General features: G+C 42.9%; 28 protein-coding genes and 1 pseudogene. 8 read left to right on the top strand and 21 right to left on the bottom strand.

From position 1 onward, the window contains the following. Positions 1–12: 12 nt before the first annotated feature. The 9 genes from KP014_RS15370 to KP014_RS15330 all read right to left on the bottom strand — a co-directional run bounded on the left by KP014_RS15370 (position 13) and on the right by KP014_RS15330 (position 5072). Positions 13–411, bottom strand: coding sequence for a LytTR family DNA-binding domain-containing protein (locus KP014_RS15370; protein WP_036600880.1), 399 nt, complete (start codon positions 409–411; stop codon positions 13–15). 12 nt (positions 412–423) lie between these two features. Beyond that, positions 424–567 carry an AgrD family cyclic lactone autoinducer peptide gene (locus KP014_RS15365; RefSeq protein WP_246590510.1) on the bottom strand — a complete coding sequence of 48 codons (144 nt, stop codon included), beginning with the start codon at positions 565–567 and terminating at the stop codon, positions 424–426. Then, positions 567–1091, bottom strand: coding sequence for an accessory gene regulator B family protein (locus tag KP014_RS15360; RefSeq protein ID WP_036600878.1), 525 nt, complete (start codon positions 1089–1091; stop codon positions 567–569). The genes KP014_RS15365 and KP014_RS15360 overlap by 1 nt, the downstream gene beginning before the upstream one ends. Next, entirely contained in the window at positions 1084–1710 is a 627-nt protein-coding gene (locus KP014_RS15355; protein ID WP_051500453.1) for a hypothetical protein, read from the bottom strand. Before KP014_RS15355 ends, KP014_RS15360 begins: the two co-directional genes overlap by 8 nt. Before the next feature lie 481 nt (positions 1711–2191). Continuing rightward, positions 2192–2674 carry a metallophosphoesterase family protein gene (locus KP014_RS15350; protein ID WP_036600864.1) on the bottom strand — a complete coding sequence of 161 codons (483 nt, stop codon included), beginning with the start codon at positions 2672–2674 and terminating at the stop codon, positions 2192–2194. Beyond that, positions 2671–3222: a hypothetical protein gene (locus KP014_RS15345; RefSeq protein ID WP_036600863.1), complete on the bottom strand. Its 552-nt coding sequence runs from the start codon at positions 3220–3222 to the stop codon at positions 2671–2673. The genes KP014_RS15350 and KP014_RS15345 overlap by 4 nt, the downstream gene beginning before the upstream one ends. Before the next feature lie 45 nt (positions 3223–3267). Continuing rightward, on the bottom strand, positions 3268–3924 hold the full coding sequence (locus tag KP014_RS15340) for a hypothetical protein (protein ID WP_036600862.1): 657 nt from the start codon (positions 3922–3924) through the stop codon (positions 3268–3270). 70 nt (positions 3925–3994) lie between these two features. After that, on the bottom strand, positions 3995–4549 hold the full coding sequence (locus KP014_RS15335) for a hypothetical protein (RefSeq protein ID WP_036600861.1): 555 nt from the start codon (positions 4547–4549) through the stop codon (positions 3995–3997). A gap of 70 nt (positions 4550–4619) precedes the next feature. Continuing rightward, positions 4620–5072, bottom strand: coding sequence for a hypothetical protein (locus tag KP014_RS15330; protein WP_216700370.1), 453 nt, complete (start codon positions 5070–5072; stop codon positions 4620–4622). A 270-nt stretch (positions 5073–5342) separates the two neighbouring features. Here KP014_RS15330 and KP014_RS15325 point away from each other — a divergent pair, with 270 nt between their 5' ends. From KP014_RS15325 to KP014_RS15315, 3 genes are all read left to right on the top strand, one after another. Next, positions 5343–5636 (top strand): helix-turn-helix domain-containing protein, encoded by a 294-nt coding sequence (locus tag KP014_RS15325; RefSeq protein ID WP_063619529.1) that lies wholly within the window; start codon positions 5343–5345, stop codon positions 5634–5636. Positions 5637–5809: 173 nt separating this feature from the next. Further along, positions 5810–6199 (top strand): helix-turn-helix domain-containing protein, encoded by a 390-nt coding sequence (locus KP014_RS15320; protein WP_090833903.1) that lies wholly within the window; start codon positions 5810–5812, stop codon positions 6197–6199. A gap of 497 nt (positions 6200–6696) precedes the next feature. After that, positions 6697–7896 carry a tyrosine-type recombinase/integrase gene (locus KP014_RS15315; protein WP_036600855.1) on the top strand — a complete coding sequence of 400 codons (1200 nt, stop codon included), beginning with the start codon at positions 6697–6699 and terminating at the stop codon, positions 7894–7896. Between the two features lie 104 nt (positions 7897–8000). On the opposite strand, the gene KP014_RS28845 is transcribed toward KP014_RS15315, so the two are convergent. After that, positions 8001–8174: a hypothetical protein gene (locus KP014_RS28845; RefSeq protein WP_246590801.1), complete on the bottom strand. Its 174-nt coding sequence runs from the start codon at positions 8172–8174 to the stop codon at positions 8001–8003. Between the two features lie 316 nt (positions 8175–8490). Between KP014_RS28845 and KP014_RS28835 the strand changes: the two genes are divergently transcribed. Beyond that, positions 8491–8655, top strand: a complete 165-nt coding sequence (locus KP014_RS28835) for a hypothetical protein (RefSeq protein WP_246590800.1) — start codon at positions 8491–8493, stop codon at positions 8653–8655. On the opposite strand, the gene KP014_RS15305 is transcribed toward KP014_RS28835, so the two are convergent. After that, a complete protein-coding gene (locus KP014_RS15305; RefSeq protein WP_090833901.1) occupies positions 8639–9142 on the bottom strand; it encodes a hypothetical protein in 504 nt (167 codons plus the stop codon). The genes KP014_RS28835 and KP014_RS15305 overlap by 17 nt on opposite strands. A gap of 13 nt (positions 9143–9155) precedes the next feature. Beyond that, positions 9156–9575, bottom strand: a complete 420-nt coding sequence (locus KP014_RS15300) for a transposase (protein WP_090833900.1) — start codon at positions 9573–9575, stop codon at positions 9156–9158. 183 nt (positions 9576–9758) lie between these two features. On the opposite strand from KP014_RS15300, the gene KP014_RS15295 reads away from it, so the two are divergent. Both KP014_RS15295 and KP014_RS15290 read left to right on the top strand, forming a co-directional pair. Further along, positions 9759–10091, top strand: a complete 333-nt coding sequence (locus KP014_RS15295) for an ArsR/SmtB family transcription factor (protein ID WP_090833899.1) — start codon at positions 9759–9761, stop codon at positions 10089–10091. Between the two features lie 98 nt (positions 10092–10189). Next, positions 10190–11302, top strand: coding sequence for an NADH:flavin oxidoreductase (locus tag KP014_RS15290; protein WP_090833898.1), 1113 nt, complete (start codon positions 10190–10192; stop codon positions 11300–11302). A gap of 268 nt (positions 11303–11570) precedes the next feature. Here the strand turns inward: KP014_RS15290 and KP014_RS15285 are convergent, their stop codons facing one another. Then, the gene (locus KP014_RS15285; RefSeq protein WP_246590764.1) at positions 11571–11789 is read right to left on the bottom strand and encodes a YolD-like family protein; all 219 of its coding nucleotides are present in this window, start codon (positions 11787–11789) and stop codon (positions 11571–11573) included. On the opposite strand from KP014_RS15285, the gene KP014_RS28830 reads away from it, so the two are divergent. Next, positions 11745–11897: a hypothetical protein gene (locus KP014_RS28830; protein WP_246590509.1), complete on the top strand. Its 153-nt coding sequence runs from the start codon at positions 11745–11747 to the stop codon at positions 11895–11897. The genes KP014_RS15285 and KP014_RS28830 overlap by 45 nt on opposite strands. Positions 11898–12540: 643 nt before the next feature. Here the strand turns inward: KP014_RS28830 and KP014_RS15280 are convergent. The 4 genes and pseudogenes from KP014_RS15280 to KP014_RS15265 all read right to left on the bottom strand — a co-directional run bounded on the left by KP014_RS15280 (position 12541) and on the right by KP014_RS15265 (position 16830). Further along, on the bottom strand, positions 12541–13422 hold the full coding sequence (locus tag KP014_RS15280) for a glycosyltransferase family 2 protein (protein WP_036604298.1): 882 nt from the start codon (positions 13420–13422) through the stop codon (positions 12541–12543). 1061 nt (positions 13423–14483) lie between these two features. After that, positions 14484–15002 carry a DUF3231 family protein gene (locus tag KP014_RS15275; protein WP_036604295.1) on the bottom strand — a complete coding sequence of 173 codons (519 nt, stop codon included), beginning with the start codon at positions 15000–15002 and terminating at the stop codon, positions 14484–14486. 192 nt (positions 15003–15194) lie between these two features. Further along, a pseudogene (locus tag KP014_RS15270) lies at positions 15195–15367 on the bottom strand (acetyltransferase); the annotation flags it as partial. Positions 15368–15369: 2 nt separating this feature from the next. Next, complete coding sequence (locus KP014_RS15265) at positions 15370–16830, bottom strand: MDR family MFS transporter (protein ID WP_036604293.1); 1461 nt, start codon at positions 16828–16830, stop codon at positions 15370–15372. 191 nt (positions 16831–17021) lie between these two features. Here KP014_RS15265 and KP014_RS15260 point away from each other — a divergent pair, with 191 nt between their 5' ends. Continuing rightward, positions 17022–17438, top strand: a complete 417-nt coding sequence (locus tag KP014_RS15260) for a MarR family winged helix-turn-helix transcriptional regulator (protein WP_036604291.1) — start codon at positions 17022–17024, stop codon at positions 17436–17438. A gap of 42 nt (positions 17439–17480) precedes the next feature. Here the strand turns inward: KP014_RS15260 and KP014_RS15255 are convergent, their stop codons facing one another. From KP014_RS15255 to KP014_RS15240, 4 genes are all read right to left on the bottom strand, one after another. Further along, entirely contained in the window at positions 17481–18110 is a 630-nt protein-coding gene (locus tag KP014_RS15255; RefSeq protein WP_246590508.1) for a C40 family peptidase, read from the bottom strand. A 272-nt stretch (positions 18111–18382) separates the two neighbouring features. Continuing rightward, entirely contained in the window at positions 18383–18904 is a 522-nt protein-coding gene (locus KP014_RS15250; RefSeq protein ID WP_036604289.1) for a hypothetical protein, read from the bottom strand. A gap of 45 nt (positions 18905–18949) precedes the next feature. Continuing rightward, the gene (locus KP014_RS15245) at positions 18950–19411 is read right to left on the bottom strand and encodes a GNAT family N-acetyltransferase (RefSeq protein ID WP_036604287.1); all 462 of its coding nucleotides are present in this window, start codon (positions 19409–19411) and stop codon (positions 18950–18952) included. Between the two features lie 105 nt (positions 19412–19516). Further along, entirely contained in the window at positions 19517–21220 is a 1704-nt protein-coding gene (locus tag KP014_RS15240; RefSeq protein ID WP_036604285.1) for a glycoside hydrolase family 66 protein, read from the bottom strand. Positions 21221–21222: the final 2 nt, after the last annotated feature.

Raw genomic sequence — 21222 nt, 5'->3', positions numbered from 1 at the left:
ATAAAAAAGAAGTCACCACGAAGGTGACTCCTTTAGTGAAATTTCATTTACATTTAAATTTCCTTTTTGTTTCACCATTTTATAACCATTTTCAGACAATAGACAATGTTTCTTTCTTTCATCATCGAAAAATGCCCAATTGAAATCCTTATCCAGTGAAACAACATTTTTGACATTGATTAGTGTGTTGCGGTCTGCCCTAACAAAATCGAATCCAGAATTAATTAATAGGTTTGTCCATTGAGTTAGACTACCATTGATATAATAAACATTATCAAGTGTGTGAATGACTACACTTTTTATTGTTTTGTCCAGCTCCATGTATGTAATCTTATTAATATCTAATTCTGCAAGCCCATTTTTACCTTTTGGATCTAGATAAACCGTTATGTTATTGGCTATATCGCTCATATTCACACCTCATTACTTAAGTAGTTCATTGGGCGTATTGCCCTGATAAACATAAATTACACTAGCAGTACTAACAACACAGACTGCAAGAATAGATAAAATAGTCGCTACTCCCACAAACGCCTTAATTGTCATTTTGTTTGCAAGTTTCTTCATTACTTATCACCTCCTTTCAAGCGAATTAAAGTTAACGATTGAAGAAAAAATGCCAGTGCTAGACTACTACTTGATATAAAAAAACTAGTGGATATTAAAATAACCGAAATAATTTTTAACAATGGATAGTACTTTCTTTTGATTCTACTTTGTTTTTCTATATCCGTTGGAGCATAAATGAGAATTAAAATCATGCTAATTATATTTAGTATTAAAATTCCCACCTCATTTAATTGAAATAGCGAAACCAAAGTAAATATAGTGCTGGTAAATAGGACACATTTAACTCCAGAATTTAAATGGAAACCTCCAGAAACTTGTCTTAATAAAGCAAATGCTATCAATAAAACCGTAATTTCATCTGTTCGTTTAGTGAACAACGATATTAACAATGACAAAATGATGATCGACAATGTATTAATAACAAACCCAAGAGAAAAGGCTAACACATTAACACTCGCTGGATGATTTGGGATTCTTCTTTTAATTCCTGTTGCTATATATAAAGCTGCTTTATCAATCATTTTCATGCTCCCGTTTCCGTGAATAATATAAAAGAAATGCCGATATTGGTACAAAAAATAAAATGTGTAGATAAATTTCTTTAAAATACAATAGTACTGATATACCCAACAAAAACGCGATAATAAGAACAAGTAAAATAATATCTTCTATTTTGAATCTTAATTTTTCGATATCAAACGTAAATCCCTTTCCTTTTAAATATATGAAGTAAAAAAATAGAAAGTTGAATGTTGCTGTTATTAATTGAAGGAGATATCCATTAATGTGACTGTTCTCGATAGCAGACTGAGAACCAAAAATGCTCAACATAAAAGCACTTTGAATTAATGCAAAAATGATGAATCCCAAGATTGTAGCCATCATTGAAATGATAATCGGCATCTTAACGACGGATGTGAAAAATATAATAAAAACAATGATAAGAACCAATGAAGCGATATTCCCCATATCTAAATCATTTCGCAAAAGGTAGCTTTGCAAGTTGAGCGGTAAAATTATAAATAAAGCTTGCCAAGCATGTTTTTTCCACTTGAAACGAAACAGGCACATAATCATAAAGTAAAGAGAAAATGTTTCGATGGATGAGAAAATCATGAATAAAATTGGTTCTAACGACATATTTTTCAGCACCGTCCGTCTATTGATAGATTTTGATTACCATTATATTACATGACTACGCAAAATGAATAGGTAAAATATCATAAGGCTTGGATAGTTTGGATTAAAAGTCCTATAACCGTTCCTACAATAAAATTATGTATCATTAATTTATTATTTAGCTGCACACAGCCATTGATGTATATATTAGCTATTTGAATGTAGATACTTAAAATCATTACTCAGCACCTTAACAATGATATCAATCTTCTTTTCTGCGTCCTCTGAGAACTCACAATCTTCGACGCCCCATAGCATTCCATCCTTAAACAATTGAATCGCATGCTTATGTTTGTGGAGGATATGATAAAATGACCATTTCACGCCGTTATTAAAAAAATACTCTAACATTAATATCTTGGATTACTCTTGGATCAACCGTTTTATCTTCGTAAGTTTGTGTCATTGAATCAATTCTCCTTCAATTTTTAGATATTTATTATTAAATATTGAAAACTCTCCACTTTCGTTCTTTCTTTTGTTCATATTTCTCTGACATGCCAAGTGTTCGGAAATTGCATGCAGTTGGGCCAATCCAACGTATGTCTAAATCTTCATAGCCATACTCTTTATTTAAGGCAGAAATCATTTTCCCACCTTCCTTGATATGTTGCAGAGCTTGAAATATGTTTAAACCAGTTATTTCTTTTATCACCGTTATATCGGTTTCCTTATACAGATTGCCAGTTCCACGATAACTATGATGATATCCATGAATTACATTCCACTCGTAATCCTCTTCATGGTCATATCCCTTTGGCGGTTCATTGCTCAGCACGTAATCATTCCGGTCATAGTCAACGATATAGAGAAAGCCCTGTCCTTGATTAATAGCATCAGCCCAGTACTCACATTTATCTAAGCCTTTCATATTGGTGACTGTTTTTGAGTGTGGGATTACTTTTGTTCCGATTGCTGGCTTCATTCGCTTTCTTTCTCTTCTCTGTACCAAGTAAACGCATATTTATTAAGTGGTAACTCACAGTATGATTCCTTATGTTTTTTTGATTCTAGATGTTTAATATACTTAGATTTGAATTCTTCTTTTGAAATACGAGATTTTTCAACTCTACCAATAAGACAATCCGAAACATCTGGATCATAGTAGAATATCCAGTAAGAGTTCTTTGATTCAGACAAAAATACAACATGATCTTCGACAATATCATAATATTGCTGATATCTGTATTCTTTATTAATGATATCGTTATAAATTGCTTCTTTTTGTTCTGCTGTTCTTTTATCGTAGTGTTCAATCATTGCTGCATAGAATACTTTTGTGTATTTCAGTGTTACATCCAAATAATCATACCCTACACAATCAAAACATGTATTTATCGGTACGCCTGTTTCAGCAAGATTTCGAGGGTAATCATCCGTGTCATCAAAAAGGTCAAAAAATTCAGTTCCCACAGTGTAGTTCACTTGCTCCGGTTGATATATGTGTGGTGTTCGCGGATTATTTGCAGTCATTATCATTTCTCCTCATATATTTATTTTTATTTTATATACAACCTATTACAAATATTGCACCTTACCTTTTAGTTCAGCAAAGCTCATTTTGTCTAGTCTTTTTTTTGCCGTTTTCAAAAGAAACTCTCTCTCATTTCTGGTAGTTTCGTCTTCATTTTTTTGTCTTAATAACTTATTTATATCAATAATATCATCAATCGTTTCTGTCGAAGAAGTGCATCGTTCGGTAGTTTGAGTAATATTAATATAGTAATTGTTACTAAGGATAACCAACCCCTCCAACGTTTGAATTGGAAATTCTGGATATTTAGCCACCCTACTATGGTATAGTGTACGATCATTAAAAAATGCAATCATTTCTTTAACGGTAGGTACAAATATCTCATGTGAATAGTCATCGAAATTGAGAGTTGAACAAGATTTTTTAAATTCTTCTTCGAGTGTAGAATCTTGTTCAACTAGAAAGCCTATAAAGTAGCAATCAGTCGGAACTTCCATATGCTCGTAATTTTTAACGATATGTTTATTATTTTTTTGATTTTCGATTTGTCTGTCGTACGCAACTTTACTTTCCCATAGATAAATCTTGTAGGAACAGTCTTTTAATAATTCAAGTTCTACCTGGGTCAGATTTCTAAATTGATAGGTAAGTTTCTCTTCGATGGGAACAATGATTGTCTTTTCTCTGTACATAGTTTTCATTATAAAAACTCCCTTTTATTTGGATTAGATAGCACACTATCATTGATGCTAAGTCTATGCTTGGAAAGATTTATTGCGCTTGTGCTACACTACCAAAGGAAACATATCCGTAAGTATTCTTGAGTGCGTCGAAATACCGTTCAGCAAATCTATTTTTATCAATTCGTCTGAAGTTAAACTCAGTTATTTTAAATGGAGCACTTGTCATGAAGATTTCATTGAGCAGCTTTATATCCTCATTTACAATTGCATAGTCGAGTTCCTCATATGAAACAAGATGATTTCGTTGTTTTTTGCTTCTCATTCCTTTTAATATGGCTTCAGCCCTATGAACGTTCTGAAGATCATTTACTTCAACCTTTTCAATCCACTCAATAAAAGAATCTGCTTCGCACTGATTCATATTGATGCATTTTGCAAGTGACAACAATTCATAAACTTTATTCAGGCTGTATTTTTCCTTGCATACTTTTTGAAATCCGCAGATGTGGTTGTACATTTTAAGTTCAGTTTCAGAAAAGCAACTTACTTGAAACTCTTCTTTGAGTTTTCCCAAATCATACTCATTTGCTTTCGCAATGTAGTCATCACTAGTTAAAGTTTTTTTAATTCCTGCAAATTCCATTATTATTATCTCCCTTTATAAATCGAATGTACGGCATACCGTCATTGAAGAATTTCCGTTGTTATATGAATTATTGAATTGTTACAGTATCTCCATTTACATTTTCAATGAATGCTTTGTACACTCCTTTCTCATTAGTAATCTCCACAAGCTCAGATCCCTTGTTCCAGAACAAATGATACTCTACAGCCTCACTAAAACGCTCTGGAGCGCCTACGGCACGGTACATAGAGTCATTTTCAATCAATTCTCCAGTTACATCCTCTTCATATTCAACATGCCACACGAACTTACCCTGTGGAGTGCAAATGATTACATCTTTATAGGCATTTCCTCCATTAGCTGCATCATTAATATTTGTCCACGTTGCAATGTCATAATCTAAGCCTGATTGATTTGCTTCTTCGATTGTCTGGAATATGTATTCGTTATATACCGTGTTCCCCCTATCTGACAGCCTATCTGTTGCTCCAGCAGCATAATACAAAGTGATTTCCGGTAATACTGGTTGAACAGTTGTCATAGAGGTTATATCAGGAAGTAACTTAGGGATAATGCATTCGCATGATGATTGATTGCTAATGCTGAACGTTGACATTTTTACACTCCTTTATGTGTGGTTTATTTCGCCTAATGCAATTATATTACTCTTAAGAAAATTTGTAAATACCCTAAACAAAATTTAATTACTCTAAGTGAAATTTTATTTATTTTATTGGAATTAAGTTGCGTTGTGAATTATAATGGTATCAATAGTAACCATAGTAACCACTTCACCGAAATGAGGTAAAAAATGATAAAAATTAAAATTGCAGAAATGCTTGGTAAACATAAAATGTCACGTAAAGACTTAGCTGAAGCAACTGGCATTAGACAAGCAACTGTAGGATTACTTTACAATGAAGAGATAAAGCGTATTGAAGTTGAATGGCTTGATAAAATTTGTAAAGTATTTAATTGCTCCTTGACTGATATCATTGATTACTATCCCGATGATATGATCACAGAGGAATCAAGTTACGTCCTACAAAATAATAAGCTAGAAGAACAACCGCATCTAAAACGTATTATCAGAACAAATGAATAAATTATATATTTTCTATTCCCCTCTCAAATTTATTGAGTAAATTCAATATAACTTTATTATAATGATTATATTCAGTATGTCAACTCATTTTATTGAAAATAATCATTATACTGAATATAATCCGTTGTTATGTGATATAATATAAGAAAACTCAATATTGAGGTGCTATCACTTTGACCGATACACTAGGGAAACGTTTAAGAACATTAAGAAAACAACACAATTTAACAATGGCTGAATTAGCAACTAAGATTTACATTCCTGTTTTTGATGATCAAGGAAAAGAAACATTAGATTTTAAACAAATTAATCCCTCGACTATTAGCAACCTTGAGAATGACAAAAATAAGCCCACATCTGATCTGATAATAGCACTTGCAAAATTTTTCAATGTTTCATGCGATTGGCTATTAACAGGAAAAGAATTTGAGCCAGCGACAGAAGAACAAAGAATTAAAAGAGAATTTGAAATGAAACAGTATAACGATTTACTTATGCTCTATAAAAAATTATTAGAACTGAAACCACTTGTTGATGCCTTGGAAATTATAGAAAAAGAATAACATATTAAAAAAGACGTAAAAGCGATATTAATCACTTAAATGCGTCTTTTTATTTTACCACAAATATTTTCCTTTTAAGTAAGCCACGTAGCAAGCTAATCCAAATCCTAATATAGCCAAAACCCATTCCCACCACTTCGGTTTTCTTTCCTTCATAATCCGTTCCCTTGTTGTTTTTGGGGAGATTATACCATTCATATTTGAATTATTATAGCGTTAAGTATATACAATAATTAACATTAAATCCCTGTTGATATTCTATTCCATTCCGAACATGATCATCAGTCTATAATCACCCTTTAAAAGATAAAAATAGTTATTGTATATAAACAAAAATAATGATAACATGGCGTTTATAAGATAAAAATACATAATTAATATTACAATATATTCTATATTTGATGAAGTTCACAAAGTAATTAGTTTTCGACTATAATAAGAGTGAGATATGGATGATAACCCTACCCTCTTATTGTAAATTAATAGGAGGTGGCATCATGCCAGTATATAAAGACGAATCAAAAAAGAAGAATAAATGGTGGTATGAGTTTGAAGCAGGAAAGAAACCAAATGGGAAAAGGAATGTGATTAGGAAGAAGGGATTTTTTACTGAAAAAGAAGCGAAGGCTGCAATGGTTAAAGCTGAGAGTGAATACTATGAAGGAACATACGTAGATCCCTCTAAAACAAAGTTCGGCGTATATTTGCTTGATCAATGGTTGCCTATAAAGTCACTTGCAGGATCAACAAAAGAAATGTATGACAGTTATATTAGGAATCATGTCTTAGGATCACTAATTGCAGAAACACCATTGGCAAATCTAACAATCATCATGATTCAAGACTATATTCAAATGTTAAAGGAAAAAAAGATAGTAATAGGCAAGAAAAAACCAAAAGAATCTTCTTTGTCACCAAACACCATTAAAAAGATTTACTCAATTATTAATACGTCATTGAATGATGCCGTTACGATGAAGAAGTTAAAAGAGAACCCATCTAAAAAGATTATCAATAAACCAGCAAATCAAAAAACTAAATCCACCGTCTGGAACCAAGCGCAAATCAGAAAATTTGTTGAAGAAACAGAGGGAAAAAGTAGGTATAGTTTGGCATTCCGATTTACTTTGATGACTGGATTACGTCAGGCTGAAGTGTTGGGTCTGCGTTGGAAAGATGTTGATTTTGAAAAAAGTGTTATTCGAGTCCAACAAACTATTACTCATGATGGCAAAACATTAAAGGATGGAGCCAAGACTGATAGTAGTGTTAGACCAGTCAAATTAGATGTAAAAACAATGAATACATTAATTAAACACTATAATATGCAACAACTGGAAAGAAAACAGATTGAAACTAAAGTAGCTGAAAAAAAAGCAGCAGGAAAAAGTTTTTATAATGGACGACAATATCGCGACCATGATTTAGTTTTTTGTACAGTATTCGGTACACCATGTACACCCAGAAATTTGTCTAGGGCTTACAACAGCTTATTAAAGGAAATTGATGTTCCGAAGATTACATTTCATGAACTCCGACATACACAGGCCACCCTTCTTTTAACCAAGAACGTACATCCTAAAGTTGTTTCTGAACGATTGGGGCATTCTTCGGTTAAGATTACACTTGATACTTATTCACACATGCTACCAGAGATGCAAGAAGTTGCAGCCGAATGTCTTGCAGATGTGCTTTAAAATTGGTGGTTTTGGGGGGCATTTTGGGGGGCAGGACACGTTAATTCCAGTGAAACTAAGCGATATTAATGCACCTTACGACTCATTTTATTATTGTAAAACCCTTATAAATCGGGACTATTTGATACTAAAAGATCTAAATTGGACAGTTTTTTGAGGGTACACACATTTGACAGGGTAGGGGTCATGGGTTCGATCCCCATCCGTCCTATATAGTACAGATCGGGAAAGCCTTGCTGAGCAAGGCTTTTTTCGTTTGCCGCCAGCTCTGCATTCAAAGACTGAACTCGGAACTGCGGTGCGTAGGCAGCCGATCCGCAGCATGGCCTGTACTTCTTTTGCTGTATAGTAGTGCCTCATAGGATTCCCACGCCAGGTTCGTATACTGCCTTGTCCTGTATGGCGGTGTGGGTCACTTCCGGGCATATTGGCGTCCCTCCTTAATGGATCAAGTTGCTCTTTTTCCGATATCCAGCGATCCAATGCAATTTGTCGGAAGAAGATTTGCCCTCGTTGCCAGAAATGCGGTACACCATCATCTTTGGTCATCCGTCGAAGCGTTTTGTCTGAAACCTTTAAATATTGACTCGCTTCTTGAAGATCAAAGATATTCGCATAAAGCGCCTGTTCAATCTGTGGCTGCAGTTCCGCCATTATTTCATCTCGCAGGGCCTGTTTGATGTCATATCGCAGGGTTCAATGAAAGCAGTTGTCTTAAGCTCCATCACAATCACCTCGGAACTTAGGCTTCCCATCTGACGAAACGTTCACACCTGTGGGGCTCGTCGCTCCATCGAATGCTAAGCTCTGCTGGCTCTTTTTCTGTTTTCAATCCAATGGAAAAGGCCACGTTTAACCACTCGCTTGCTTGTCCTGGTCTTAATGACCGGAATCCCGCCTTCCTCATATTTTCTTGAACACTCCTCACAGCTCTTTCGAGTATATCGCGTGGAAAAACAGACAGGCTGATATAAATCTTCTTAGTTTCCTTGTCGAACCAACCCTTACGATTCTGGTTGATCTCCTTATCATGCTCGCTCATATGGCCTCGGAGAATACGCCCACAGTGGTTTGAAACCTCCCGCCGGAGCGTCGGCACAGACAGGCCGAGAGCGGCAGCACTGGCCGCTTCATCGTCCATGCTAAGGAACACCTGCCGTTTTATTCGACGTTCCCACCAGGAGAGCAGGGACAGCGCACGCTCAATAGGTGCCAGTTGCCGGTTAAGCCTGTCCAGCTCGTTCAACTGCATCGTCTCCTTAAGTCTCGTTAATCAGCTTCTTTAGCTCATCCGTGATCAGGCCGCTATACGGATTATTCACGGCCAAATAACCGCTATGGCGAATCTCTTGCTTGTCCCTCCACTTATCAGGGCAGCGATTCTTCAGCCAGAAGATCGCCGCCGTTACGTCAGGCTGAACCTCTTTCGTGACGCGCTTCACCTCCACGCCGCCTTCCCGGGTCACTTCATCGTAGAAGTAGCCGAGAGCCCGCCGCAGAAGCGCGCTCTCAACCTGCCGGTCTACAACTTCCTTGCCCTTTTTTAAGGCCTGCAAAATCTGCGGATACCGGACCTTCCACTCATACAGCGTGCGAGCGCCTATGCCGACCTTCTCCGCGATCAGCTCGTCCGTCAGTCCATCGCGGGCCCAGCCTTCCAAGAGGGCCAACCCTTCCATCTCCAGCCAGTCAGCTCCACTCTATATCTCCATCCGGAAGCTGCAGTTAAAGTTGCTCCTTGGTTGAAGAAGCAGTGGTGTATTCCGGAAGCTTCGGGCGCAGTTACGCAATCTTTATTATTTTTCTCATGAGCAGGACTTTTGGTATACTGGGAACAAACCAACTAGAAATGGGAGTCAAGAATGAATAATGAAGATATGCTTGCGGTGCTGAAGGCTCTGTCTAATGAAACCCGTCTCAATATCCTTTGCTGGCTGCGGGAGCCGGAAAAGATGAATGAGAATCTGCCGAGCCTCATTAAAGAAGAGTTCCCGGGCGGTGTCTGCGTGGGAAGCATTCAGGAAAAATCCGGTCTGGCGCAGTCGGTCATCTCCTCGTACCTGTCCTCTATGCAGAAGGCCGGATTGGTGGAGTCCCGCCGCTATGGTCAATGGACTTATTATAGACGCAATGAGGAGGCGATCGCCGCTTTTTTGGAGGACTTTGAGGCGGGACTGCAGGCCAAGAAGAAGTAGTTTCAAGAGTTTTCTCCGAAGGGCTTGCGTTTTCATTTGTTAATCCATATATTTATATTTATAGATGAACAAACAACCCTACAGGAGGAGAGAATAAAATGACCCTATCCAAATCAGCAGAGGTTCTGTTCAAGCCATTTGAAGACGGACGGCTGAAGCTTGAAAATCGTATTGTCATGGCCCCAATGACCCGCGGCTTTTCGCCGTCAGGCGTTCCAGGTCCCGACGTGGCCGGATATTACCGGCGGAGGGCCGAAAACGGCGTCGGCCTCATCATCACTGAAGGAACAGTCATTAACCATCCGGCTGCGGCTGCTGATCTCGGCGTGCCGCATTTTTACGGGGAGGAAGCTCTGCAAGGATGGGCGCGTGTCGTCCGCGAAGTGCATGAAGCCGGCGGGAAAATCGCTCCGCAGATTTGGCATACCGGTACGGCCCGCGAGAGGGAGAAATTCCCGGAATCGAATGCCGACCCGATCGGGCCGTCTGGCCTCAGCCTGACTGGCGAACCGGTATCAGAGCCGTTGACGGTTGAGGAGATTCACGGTCTCGTGCAGGCATATGCCCAAGCCGCTGCCGATGCGAAGCGCATCGGCTTTGACGCGGTAGAGATACATGGCGCGCACGGCTACCTCATTGACCAGTTCTTCTGGAACTTCACCAACAAGCGTACGGATAAGTATGGTGGCGATCTCGTTGGCCGCACTCGATTCGCGGTGGAGGTTATCGAGGCGGTGCGAGCCGCGGTCGGCCCCGACTTTCCGATTATCTTCCGCTTCTCCCAATGGAAGCCGGTTGATTACGGCGTCAAACTGGCCGCAAATCCAGAGGAGCTGGAGCACTTCCTCACACCGCTGTCTGAGGCAGGCGTCGATATCTTTCATGCCTCCACGCGCCGATTCTGGGAGCCCGAGTTCGAGGGCTCAGACCTCAACCTGGCGGGCTGGACGCAGAAGCTGACAGGCAAGCCGGCTATTACCGTTGGTTCGGTCGGCCTGGACTCGGATTTCACCAGCCTGTTCGAGGAAGGCAAGGGCGGGCAGACTGCCGGCATCGACACTCTGATCGAGCGTCTGGAGCGCGGGGAGTTCGACCTCGTCGCCGTCGGTCGCGCGCTGCTGAGCGATCCGGCCTGGGCGGCCAAGATCCGCGACGATCGCACCGAAGCGATGCAGCCATTCACCCGGGAGGCTCTTGCCACACTGAGCTGATTCAATGCTGAGTGCCGGGCAGCAGGAACCGGCTTTAACTCCATGGCCATTTCGGATCCAGTCCGAAATGGCCATGTGTACGCTTGACAGCGCATCATGCTAACGGGTTCAAGTCCTCTCGATCGCACCATAACTTAGAATTAACAGGCTCGTAATTGCTAATAGGGCGATTTACGAGCCTTTTTGCATGTTGCGTGCCCAGACAACAGGCTGGGAAGATATCTGAAATACGAAAAAGCCCCGTAGCTTCGGCTGTGGGGTTTGCTGTTTATGTAATTGCAGCAATAATCTCCGACATGTCGATCCAGCCCCAGTCGTCTACTGACACTCTGAGCTTGATACGCTTCAGCTGCCGATCCACTTGCATCACGATGCCGTGGGCCTGTCGATCAACAAACGGATCGAATAATGTCAGCGTGACCGGGGCGTGGTCCTCCATTGAATGATACAGCGCCTGATCGATGAGCTCCCATTCCTGCGGGTCCAGGACCGGCTTATCCCGGCGCGCCGTGTCGTGCTGGTGTTCGAGAATTCGGCGCTCCCGGCTGCCATTCTATATACCTTTCCCGGGCTAGTTCCTGCAGCGCCGCCTTGATCTGTTCTGGCCGCCTGCTGGATTTACGCCGCAACTCCCATATCGGTGGCATACGCCCCCGGAAGTGCTGCCCATGGAATGCATGATGCGCAGGATCTTCCACGCGTTATCCGACAGCATGGCGCGCCCATACCGGCTGCCAAGCGAGGATATTTGTGGTGAGAAAGACACGAGGCATGCCGGTGGTAAGGCAGGTCGCCCGGATGTGGCCGTCCTTTATGCCTTTGACCTCAATCCCGCTGCGTGATCTTGCTGGCCTTATCCATATACACAATTTCCACAATCTGTCCTGTGCGCATGTGCATAACAACCGCCTCCAAAATAAGAACATTTGTTTGTATTATAACCGCCTCAGGGAATTTTAAGCAACGGAAAAATCCGCCAGCATGGGTACTGGCGGAATAAATATCGGTACAATTATTAGGTTTGAAGACCCTATAGGTCACCTGATGGACTATGGTGGGATAGTTGAAGGTTATTCCCAGAGACCATTAGGATTGCTGGAAGTTGGTTTATGCGCGAGCGATTCGAATTTAGAGCATACATAAAACAACCCGTCGGGCTAATGCCTGACGGGATTATCGTTTTTGCCTTCACGTCTTTTTCTTAATGCATCAACTATTTGACGATGTTGGTTACATATTTAGTATGGAACTCTTGATATACATCGGGATAGAGCCATTCTTAATAGATCCTGGTCGAATACATGGTATTGTCGATTTTGATCAACTAGCCAATTCGCAAAACCTGCTGCTGTTCGATAGTCCTCAAAATCTTCAGAATTAACCCTAAACTCAGCTAATTTAACCATTAGTGCGTATTCCTCATCCGATAATTGAATGCCTAGTTGAGAAAGTTGTCTCTGACGGATTCTTCGTGCAGAATTATCTTGTATTACTCGGTGTTTATTAGATATTTGTCCTTCATGAGTCCGGTAATACATTAAATTGTGAGGGAGATTCGCGAATTGCGCGCTTGAGGATAGCCTGTTCCACAGTTCGTAATCCTCTGCATGAGGGTAATTATAATCATAACGAATCCCGAGACGATCTATCGAACTTCGGCGCATCATAACGGAAGGGTGTAGAATGCAGCAGTTAAATAACAGCCAGACCTTAATTTCTTCGTGATGCATAGGATTTAACCTGACAGGCCCGAGATAGTTCGTTGTATATCCTGTTCCGCAAATATCTATGGTGGGATTCTGGTCCATAAAATATGCCTGCACTTCCAAGCGGTTTAGTGCTGCAGCGTCATCGCTGTCCATACGGGCGATGTACTCACCTTGGGCCAGATCGAGTCCTTGATTCAGCGAAGTGACAATACCCATATTCTCAGTATGAAATATCTTTTTTACTCTAGTGTCTTTTATTTCATGTATGATTCCCGCTGATCCGTCGGTTGATCCGTCATCAATTATTATCAACTCTAGGTCGTTTAACGTTTGCAACAAGATTGTGTTAATTGCTTGCTGTAAATAGATTACATTATTGTAGACCGGCATGATTACAGATATTCTTGGCACCAGGCATTCCTCCTAAATACTTGTCTCACATTAACACGTTATGATGAAACACACTAATGCGCGACAAGAGGGTCGAAAAAAGGCATATTCCCAATTGGATCGCGTCCATTCATCCATATAACACCAATTTTCGAATGATAAATTTTCACATCTATAGTACATTGGAATAAAATGTGTGTAGGACATAGGCTAAGCATTAGGGTATAAATCAAAGATTCATTTTGTGAACAAAGCAACTAAGGAAGAACTGATTCATCTTGACAGGGTAGGGGTCATGGGTTCGATCCCCATCCGTCCAGAAAAACATTGAAAAGTGCGACTTGAGAATGGATTGAGAACAGAATTTTTTAAGCGGAAATTCCCTGAAAGAAAAAAAGAGAACCGTAAGGAGATTTTCCTTAACGATTCTCTGATGCTCTAAGATATTTAAAAGATAGTCCTTATTAGGCGTGATGACCTTAACTTTCGTCGGCAAAGGGATGTTTAGAATATTCAAGGCAATTTTACCTTGTATTTAAATATCTCTCGCATATCGGTTTGTCATATGTAATCTCATGAGTTATATCCAATGCATGTTCTCCTTTCAGATAAAAACGACACTCGTTAATTGGTCAACAGAAATTTGCACTGCAAACTCCCTCAAACCAAATACTAACAGATGTGATACATTAAAGATGAAATTTTAATTAAGCTGTGTTACTTAGGGGCGTGTCTGCCAGGACACGCCCCTAGACCATGTTTGATAGTTTTTCCAGGGAACTTTCCTCCAAGCTTCATTGACATGCGTTGGCTTGTCGCAGTGTCGTCCGGATCGTCCGGCAAGCTTCGCGCGGCTGGGATTATCGAGTTGGGAGTCTTGCCTACACACAAGCGAGCTTTTCATGGCGTTGCAAAACAACTGTGACCGGGGAGAATAAGGAGTTTGTCCATCTGGCACCGCGACTACGTGCCCGGCTGAGAATGAGAAACTGGACCAAATCAGGGATGTTGCGTAGTCGGTGTTTACTGAGTTTGTTGTTTGATAAAATAAAATCCCGCAAATTGAGCGGGATTTTATTTTTCTAAGCCTTAACTGTCTCTGGTCGTTTGATTTGAAGTGGCGGAGGAATGAGCCAACCTTTTTCTTTAGTCAAATTAAGAATTCTGACCCCTAATGCTGCTTTAGCTACATGGTACTTAGCAAATAAAGCTCCGATATCAACTCTAATGGATTGTCCCATAACTTGGCTACATACAACCAATCCCGTGGCGACATCCGCCGCTATATGTGCAGCGATTTCAGGGTCGGTAAATCTTGCACCGGCAGGTATATCTTCAAGTTTTACTTCTGGTCTTTTAGGCAATACTGGTGCAGGTGCAATTCCGTTAGCCGTAAGCAATGTATCGCATTCTTTCATTTCCAGTTCCGCTTGATCGATAAGATCATCAAGGATTTTTTTCAGGTCTTTATCACCAGCATGATTCAAAAATGCTTGGTATAGCGACACCACGTCTCTGGCCATCATAGAGCTCTGCCATACACTATAAATTTCACCATAATGCATCGGTTCATCTTTTGGATTACCACTTAAAATACCCAATTAATATCGCTCCTTTTACCATATTTTTTACGGATTTATTATGTCCAGGAACGCAAAATTAATGTAGAACAGAATTTTGATAATTTCGTTTAAAATAAGTACATCTTTTTTACCGGAGACCAACTTTTTGTGCGGACACCTATAACCGTATCCATAGAAGAGCTCTTGTGCAGCAATGGTGGGAACCGGTTGGGGAAGCCCATACTCCGGGCCGGCGATGCGCTCGAAAGGATTGATCGGTTGGGTCGCCGTATCCCCCGATTCGAACTTCGCAAACGTCCAGAATCGTACAATTGAAGTTGGCATAGAGTTTTCTCCGACATGGATGTTATATATCCGTAATCGCACCGAATGTTGGGTTCCAGGCTCAAGTTTTCGCCCGTAGAACGGCGTTAGCCTTGCCAGCTCTCGGTTTTTTTAGGAGAAAGGTTAACGGGATCGCGATGACGCCAATTAATGTAGCGGCCAGGAACACATCCTGAACGCCCATCGCCATGCCCTGAGCCTTCAGCAGAGAAGAACCGGCCTCCGCTCCCCTGGCCAGCGCTTTCAGATGAGTCGCGGATCTCGCGCCCAGCAAAGAGCTGAAGATCGCAATGGCAAGCGCTCCGGTGGCTTGGCGTACCCAGTTCGTTACGGAAGAGGCATGACCGGTATATTCCTTGGAGATGGCGGACATCCCCGCATTGGTAACCGGCATAAAAGCAAGGGCAATCCCTGCATAACGCAGCGTCATCCATGAGGCCACATAGACATGGGTTGCAGCCAGCGTAAGATGACTGAGCTCCCAAGTCGATATTACCATCAGCAGGATACCGCTAAGAATAAGCCAGAACGGACCTACCTTGGTATACAGCTTGCCGACCACCGGTGATAGAAACGCCATCACCAGCGAGCCCGGAAGCAGCACCAGAGCGGTTAATAGCGGAGTGGACTGCTGAATATCCTGCAGAAAAACCGGAATCAGGAACGTCCCGGAATATAATGAGATCGTAATCGTGCAGTTGATGATTAAGCTGAACGTAAAGCGCTTCTGGCGGAACACCTTCAGATTGAGCAGAGGGTCCTTCAGGGAGAGCTCTCTGCGGATGAAGTAGGTCAACATGGACGCCCCTACCACCAGCAAGGATAACGTCTGCCACGACGTCCAGCCCCAGGAATTCCCTTCACTGAAAGCCAGGATAATTGACGCGCTGCTTAGAATAACTGTTATGAAGCCGGGCAAATCAAAGGTTTTGAGCTTGCCGGACTGGCGGTGGTAGGGCAGGCATTTGAGCGCTACCGTAATAGCAATGATTCCGATGGGCAGATTGATGATAAACAGGGATTGCCAGCCGAAATATCCGGTAAGCCAGCCGCCGAGTGTAGGCCCGAACGCCGGGGCAAGCATGGAGGAAAGACTCCATAAGCTCATGGCAAAAGCCTGCTGCTCCTTCTCAATAAACTGATAGATCATTGTCATCGTCGTGGGAATGATAAGGCCGCCGAACACCCCTTGCAGGATGCGAAAGGCAATTAAGGAATGAATGCTCCAAGCGATCGTGGATAGAAAGGAAAAGAGGGTAAATCCAGATAAAGCAAACACATACAGGTACTTATAACTCCACTTATCGCCAAAATAGCCGACGACCGGCGCGACAACCCCGGTTGTCAGCAGATAGCCGGTAATCATCCATTGAACAGTGCCAACCTCCGCTTGAAAGTCCTTCATAAACACCGGAAAAGCCACATTAATCGTTGTGGAGCTCAGGATAGTCATGAAATTGCCGAAAAAAATCGCTAAAATAATGAGCCAGAAGGAAGAATTCCTAGCGGTTTGATTATTCAATGCTTTCTCTCCTCTAAATATAGGTGTAGGATACAATTAATTTAATATAGGTGTATTATACAACTATTATTTTGAAAATCAATATTACTTTTTTCACGTTACTTTCATCTAGGGTTATGTATTTTTACTTGTGGCTGGGTATTTTCACTTATAATATGGAGAAGAGTACAAACTAAAGGGACGGTAGTGCTATGGAAGATAAAAATTTGGATTTCATCAGTAATGAGATGATGACATTGATTCGCCGCGCCTCCCTGGACAAGAAGCATGGCGGACTGGATCGTTCAAGCTATACCCTGCTGTACCATTTGTCCAACCAAGGCAACATTGGGGTTAAGGCTCTGGCGGAGGGACTCGGCCTGGACACCTCCACGATAAGCAGACAGACAAGTGTGCTTGAACATAAAGGATACATAGAGAGAATACCCGATCCGCAGGACGGAAGATCTAGTTATTTTCAGATCACCGAGCCAGGCTCACAAAAGCTTGAGGAGGCAAAAAAAGTCAGATTGGCCAGATACGGGGAAATATTTAAAGACTGGTCGCCCCAGGAATGCCGGACTTTCGGTGACATGCTGGCGAGACTTAACCGTACCCTTGATGAATAGCGCGAACTTCTGCTGCTGTCTGCATCAGCTCCACTGTATCCATCAAACAGCCTGCTCCTCCAATTCGCTTGAAGCTTCTTCCACATTGCGTATGTACTTTAGCCTGTCCCGGTTGAGGAGCGGGTAATCGTACAGAAAGCCCTCGTAAACCGTGTCGAATGCAGGATGGTGAAGAAAATCGTTGGGCGTCACCAGCGTGGATGGCCGATCCCATAAGAAAAGTCCGCTTTTGCGCAGCGCTTCGGATACAAACTGGGAGCAAAAGTAAGCATTTTTCGTCTCAATGTCAAGGTTCATCAGCACTCCTAATAATCCGATCAGATTGTATCGATAGGCTTGTTTCTCCTTCTGAAAAGACCGGATAATCCGAACGGCAGCGTCACGCTGCTGCTTCGAAATCCGCAACCTAAGCAGTACGCAGCGAGTGTCGGGATAATGACGGAAGGTTCCCTCATAGACATCTTCTTTCACAAATCCTCCAGCCCAAGGCTTTTTGGGGTATTTGCGGCCAAAGCTGAACACATCATTCAGCTCCGCGTCGAGCGCCAGGGATGCATGGTTATACGGAGCGGCGGTGAAGCTTTTGATCAATGTTGTGAACAAAGTGCCCGTATCGGTCAACAACACATAAATACTGCTCTCTGAATGGTCGTCTCCCATATAGTTGTTCATTGTGTTCACCCCATTGTTCAAAAAAATTTTACCGAGTTGCTTGATGTGACAATATCTTCTAACAACAGGATAGCAAATGACTAAATTAGCAGTAACTGTCCGAGGTTTAGTTTCGTTCTGGACTTTGGTCGTGGTCACTCATCGGCCAACGGCTGGGAATACACGGCTAACGGTCAAGGAAAATCAATAAGGGGAGTCACGATAAGGGAAATTGGCCGAAAAAAAAACGCCCGCACAGCGGACGCAAAAAACGAGAACTTTATATATAGTGTTCACTCCTCGAACCTCACAAATTCACCGGCATTTGCCCGGATATGGGCGGCGATTGCCTTAAGACTTTCCGGAGAAATCTGCTGAAACTGCCGATATAACCGCTCCACCTCGGCATTCAATTCCTTATCATGATCGAGGTCTGTAATTACGGCATCCTTCCACTCCAAGCCGAGCCTGTGGTTTCGGGTCTCCAGAATCTCTTTCGTTTCTTCCAGCAGTCGGGACATCTCCATATCGCTAAAAAAGCTTAATCCGTTCATCACTCCCGTCCACATGTCCGGATTTTGCAGCAGATGGGAGATCCAGCCGTAATACTCCATTTCCGAATTCTTCGCATGACCGTAAAAGACTTTGAACATGCATAACGCCCGCTGTCCTTCAGAAAGTTCGGATATTACCTTGGCCTTCACCGACATATCCTTCGCGCGGATTTGGCTGAAGGTCGGCTCCATGCATGCCCAGCCCAATCTTTCATCTTCCAAGGAATCGAATTCACGCTTGTTCATTACCGCTAATGCCATAACATCCCTCCTTTCCATATAATACCACAGTATTCCTTGCTGCGGTTACAACAAGTACTCCAGTTCAAGCTCATGTCGGATCGGAATGCCGTCATTCCCGATCAGGGGAATCGACGGCTTAAGCTTGCGCGCCTCTGTAATGGCATCCCGGTGAACGGCCTTGAGATCGAATCCCCTTTTCTGATAAAAGCGGATTGCCCTCGTATTATCATTGGACGTAATGAGCCAGACTCTGGCACACCCTTCCGACCGGGCGCGCGCGGTTACCGCCTCGATGAGCTTCGTGCCTGCACCGCGATTCTCCGCTCTACTCTCCAGCGAGACGATCTCGCACTCCCCGTTCTGCACATTATAGAAGATTGCCGCCAACATGTTCCCATCCCCATCTTCCACGCAGCAGCCGGGCAGTTCCTCCAACCGGTGAATCTTCCCCCGGGAGACCATCAGCGGACCGGCAAGGTTGGCGGCTTCCTTCCTGGCCTGCGCATCCATATCTTTAATCAACATCTACTTGTCCTCTCCCCCGTTCTGATCAATGCCGGCTTTATTATAAAATATCCGGAGGTAAGGGCGCAAAATTCACCTTAGGCCTAACCTTTCCACGGCGCCCGCTCAATGCCCAATCACCAGCATGCTCCATTGATACACGCTGGGTACGGTAACGGATAGCACATATCCCCGATCACTTTCTTCAAGGGAATATTCAAGGTCATGGGGTCTGCCCATGTCAATATCAGGGCTGGCCGTAAATACGGAACGAACCGGCTCGCTGACTTGAACGCGAACGGTCAGATTTTTCACCTCCGCCGGACGGTTCTTCCCTTCATTCCAATAATCTTCGGCGTTATTCGTCAGATTGATGAATTGAATCAATTTCATCTTTTCGTTCTCCCGGACCACGGTCCAGACTTTGCCGGGTTCGCCGTACGTGGAATAAGACGCGCCGCCGAATATATATTCCAAATTATCGCCCTCCACATGCGTCATGGAGACGTCGCGCAAAGACGGATCATACAGCAAATGAACGTAGCGGACCATAAAATCGTAATAAGTCCGAATTTCCCGCATGAAGGCATCGCCCGCCACAGAATAATCGACGTAATATCCCTGGGTGAGCACTCCGTTGTTCTCTCCTAGCAGCAGGTGATAGGCTCCATGGGAGAAAATCACCGCAGACAGCAGCAGCGCAGCGGCATGCGCTCTATCAATGGATTCCGGGGATTCCAGCCGGAAAGGTTTCAAGTAGGCGGCGAGAATGACCGGCTTGCCGTGGCCGAACTGCTGTGCCCAGGCAATGATCTGCTGAATATGATGGTATTTTTCATAAGGATTCCATACCTCGATATATACGGCATCCTGAGCGGCCGCCGCCACCGTATCAACCGGCCAATTGCCTACATTGTTAAAGATCAGGCCGATATCCTCCTTGGACTTGTTCAGCTCCTTGCGGGTATTCTCGATCAGAACCGGGAATTGCTTCTCCAGGCGCTCCACTTTTTCCACGCCGCCAAGTCTTGAAATACCCGTCTTCGGATAACCGTACGTATCCATATGAATGCCGTCGAAACCGACCTGCTCGATCGCCTTTTTGTACTCTCCAATGATATGGCGATGCCAGGGCGACTCCTCGCTGATGTTCATAATCGTAAAAATATCGATGAAATCGACGACTTTTCCGTTGCCGTAATACAGCGCCCAATCGGGATGCTCCCAGTAAAAATCTTTGCTGGCGGCGTAAATCGCTCCATAGGCCATAGCTTTCATTCCGTAGGAGTGGCAGAGCGCGATTTTCTCCTTTACTACTTTAAGGCTGAGCTCTCTGCCCATCAAATCATTGAAGGTCTCCTCCGGTGGAACGAGATCGTCGTGGCGGTACATCCAATCGTAAAATTGCACCAGATTAATATGCAGCTTATTAAGGCTCTCCACATCCTTCGCATCGCCCTGCTCACGCGAATGAAAATCGCTCAAAAAACCGTACCTCGGCGACTGCCGCCAGCTCGAAACGACGTCAAAGGCCGTCGAGAAATGCATCGGCTCCGCTTCGTCCTGCGTAAGCTGCAGGTCAACACCATACCCCCGAAAGGCTTCGTCTGGCGGGCCAAAAGTCAGGAGATGCGTTGAAACAGCGCCCGGAGGAATGACGATATCATGGGCTTGGCTGTCCAGCACGCGGTTCATACACACAAGTTCCACTGTTAGACGAACCCGAACTTCGTGCTGCAGCTGGTTATTCAGTTCAACATTGATACATACCGGTTCTCCGGTTATATATTGGGCTTTGTTTGGATAGGCGTCTTTAATCGTTGGAAACATAC

Source organism: Paenibacillus sophorae (assembly GCF_018966525.1).
In the GTDB taxonomy this organism is placed as follows: domain Bacteria; phylum Bacillota; class Bacilli; order Paenibacillales; family Paenibacillaceae; genus Paenibacillus_AQ; species Paenibacillus_AQ sophorae.
Note: the sequence above shows the minus strand (reverse complement) of the source record. Positions and strands in the feature narration are given on the sequence as shown.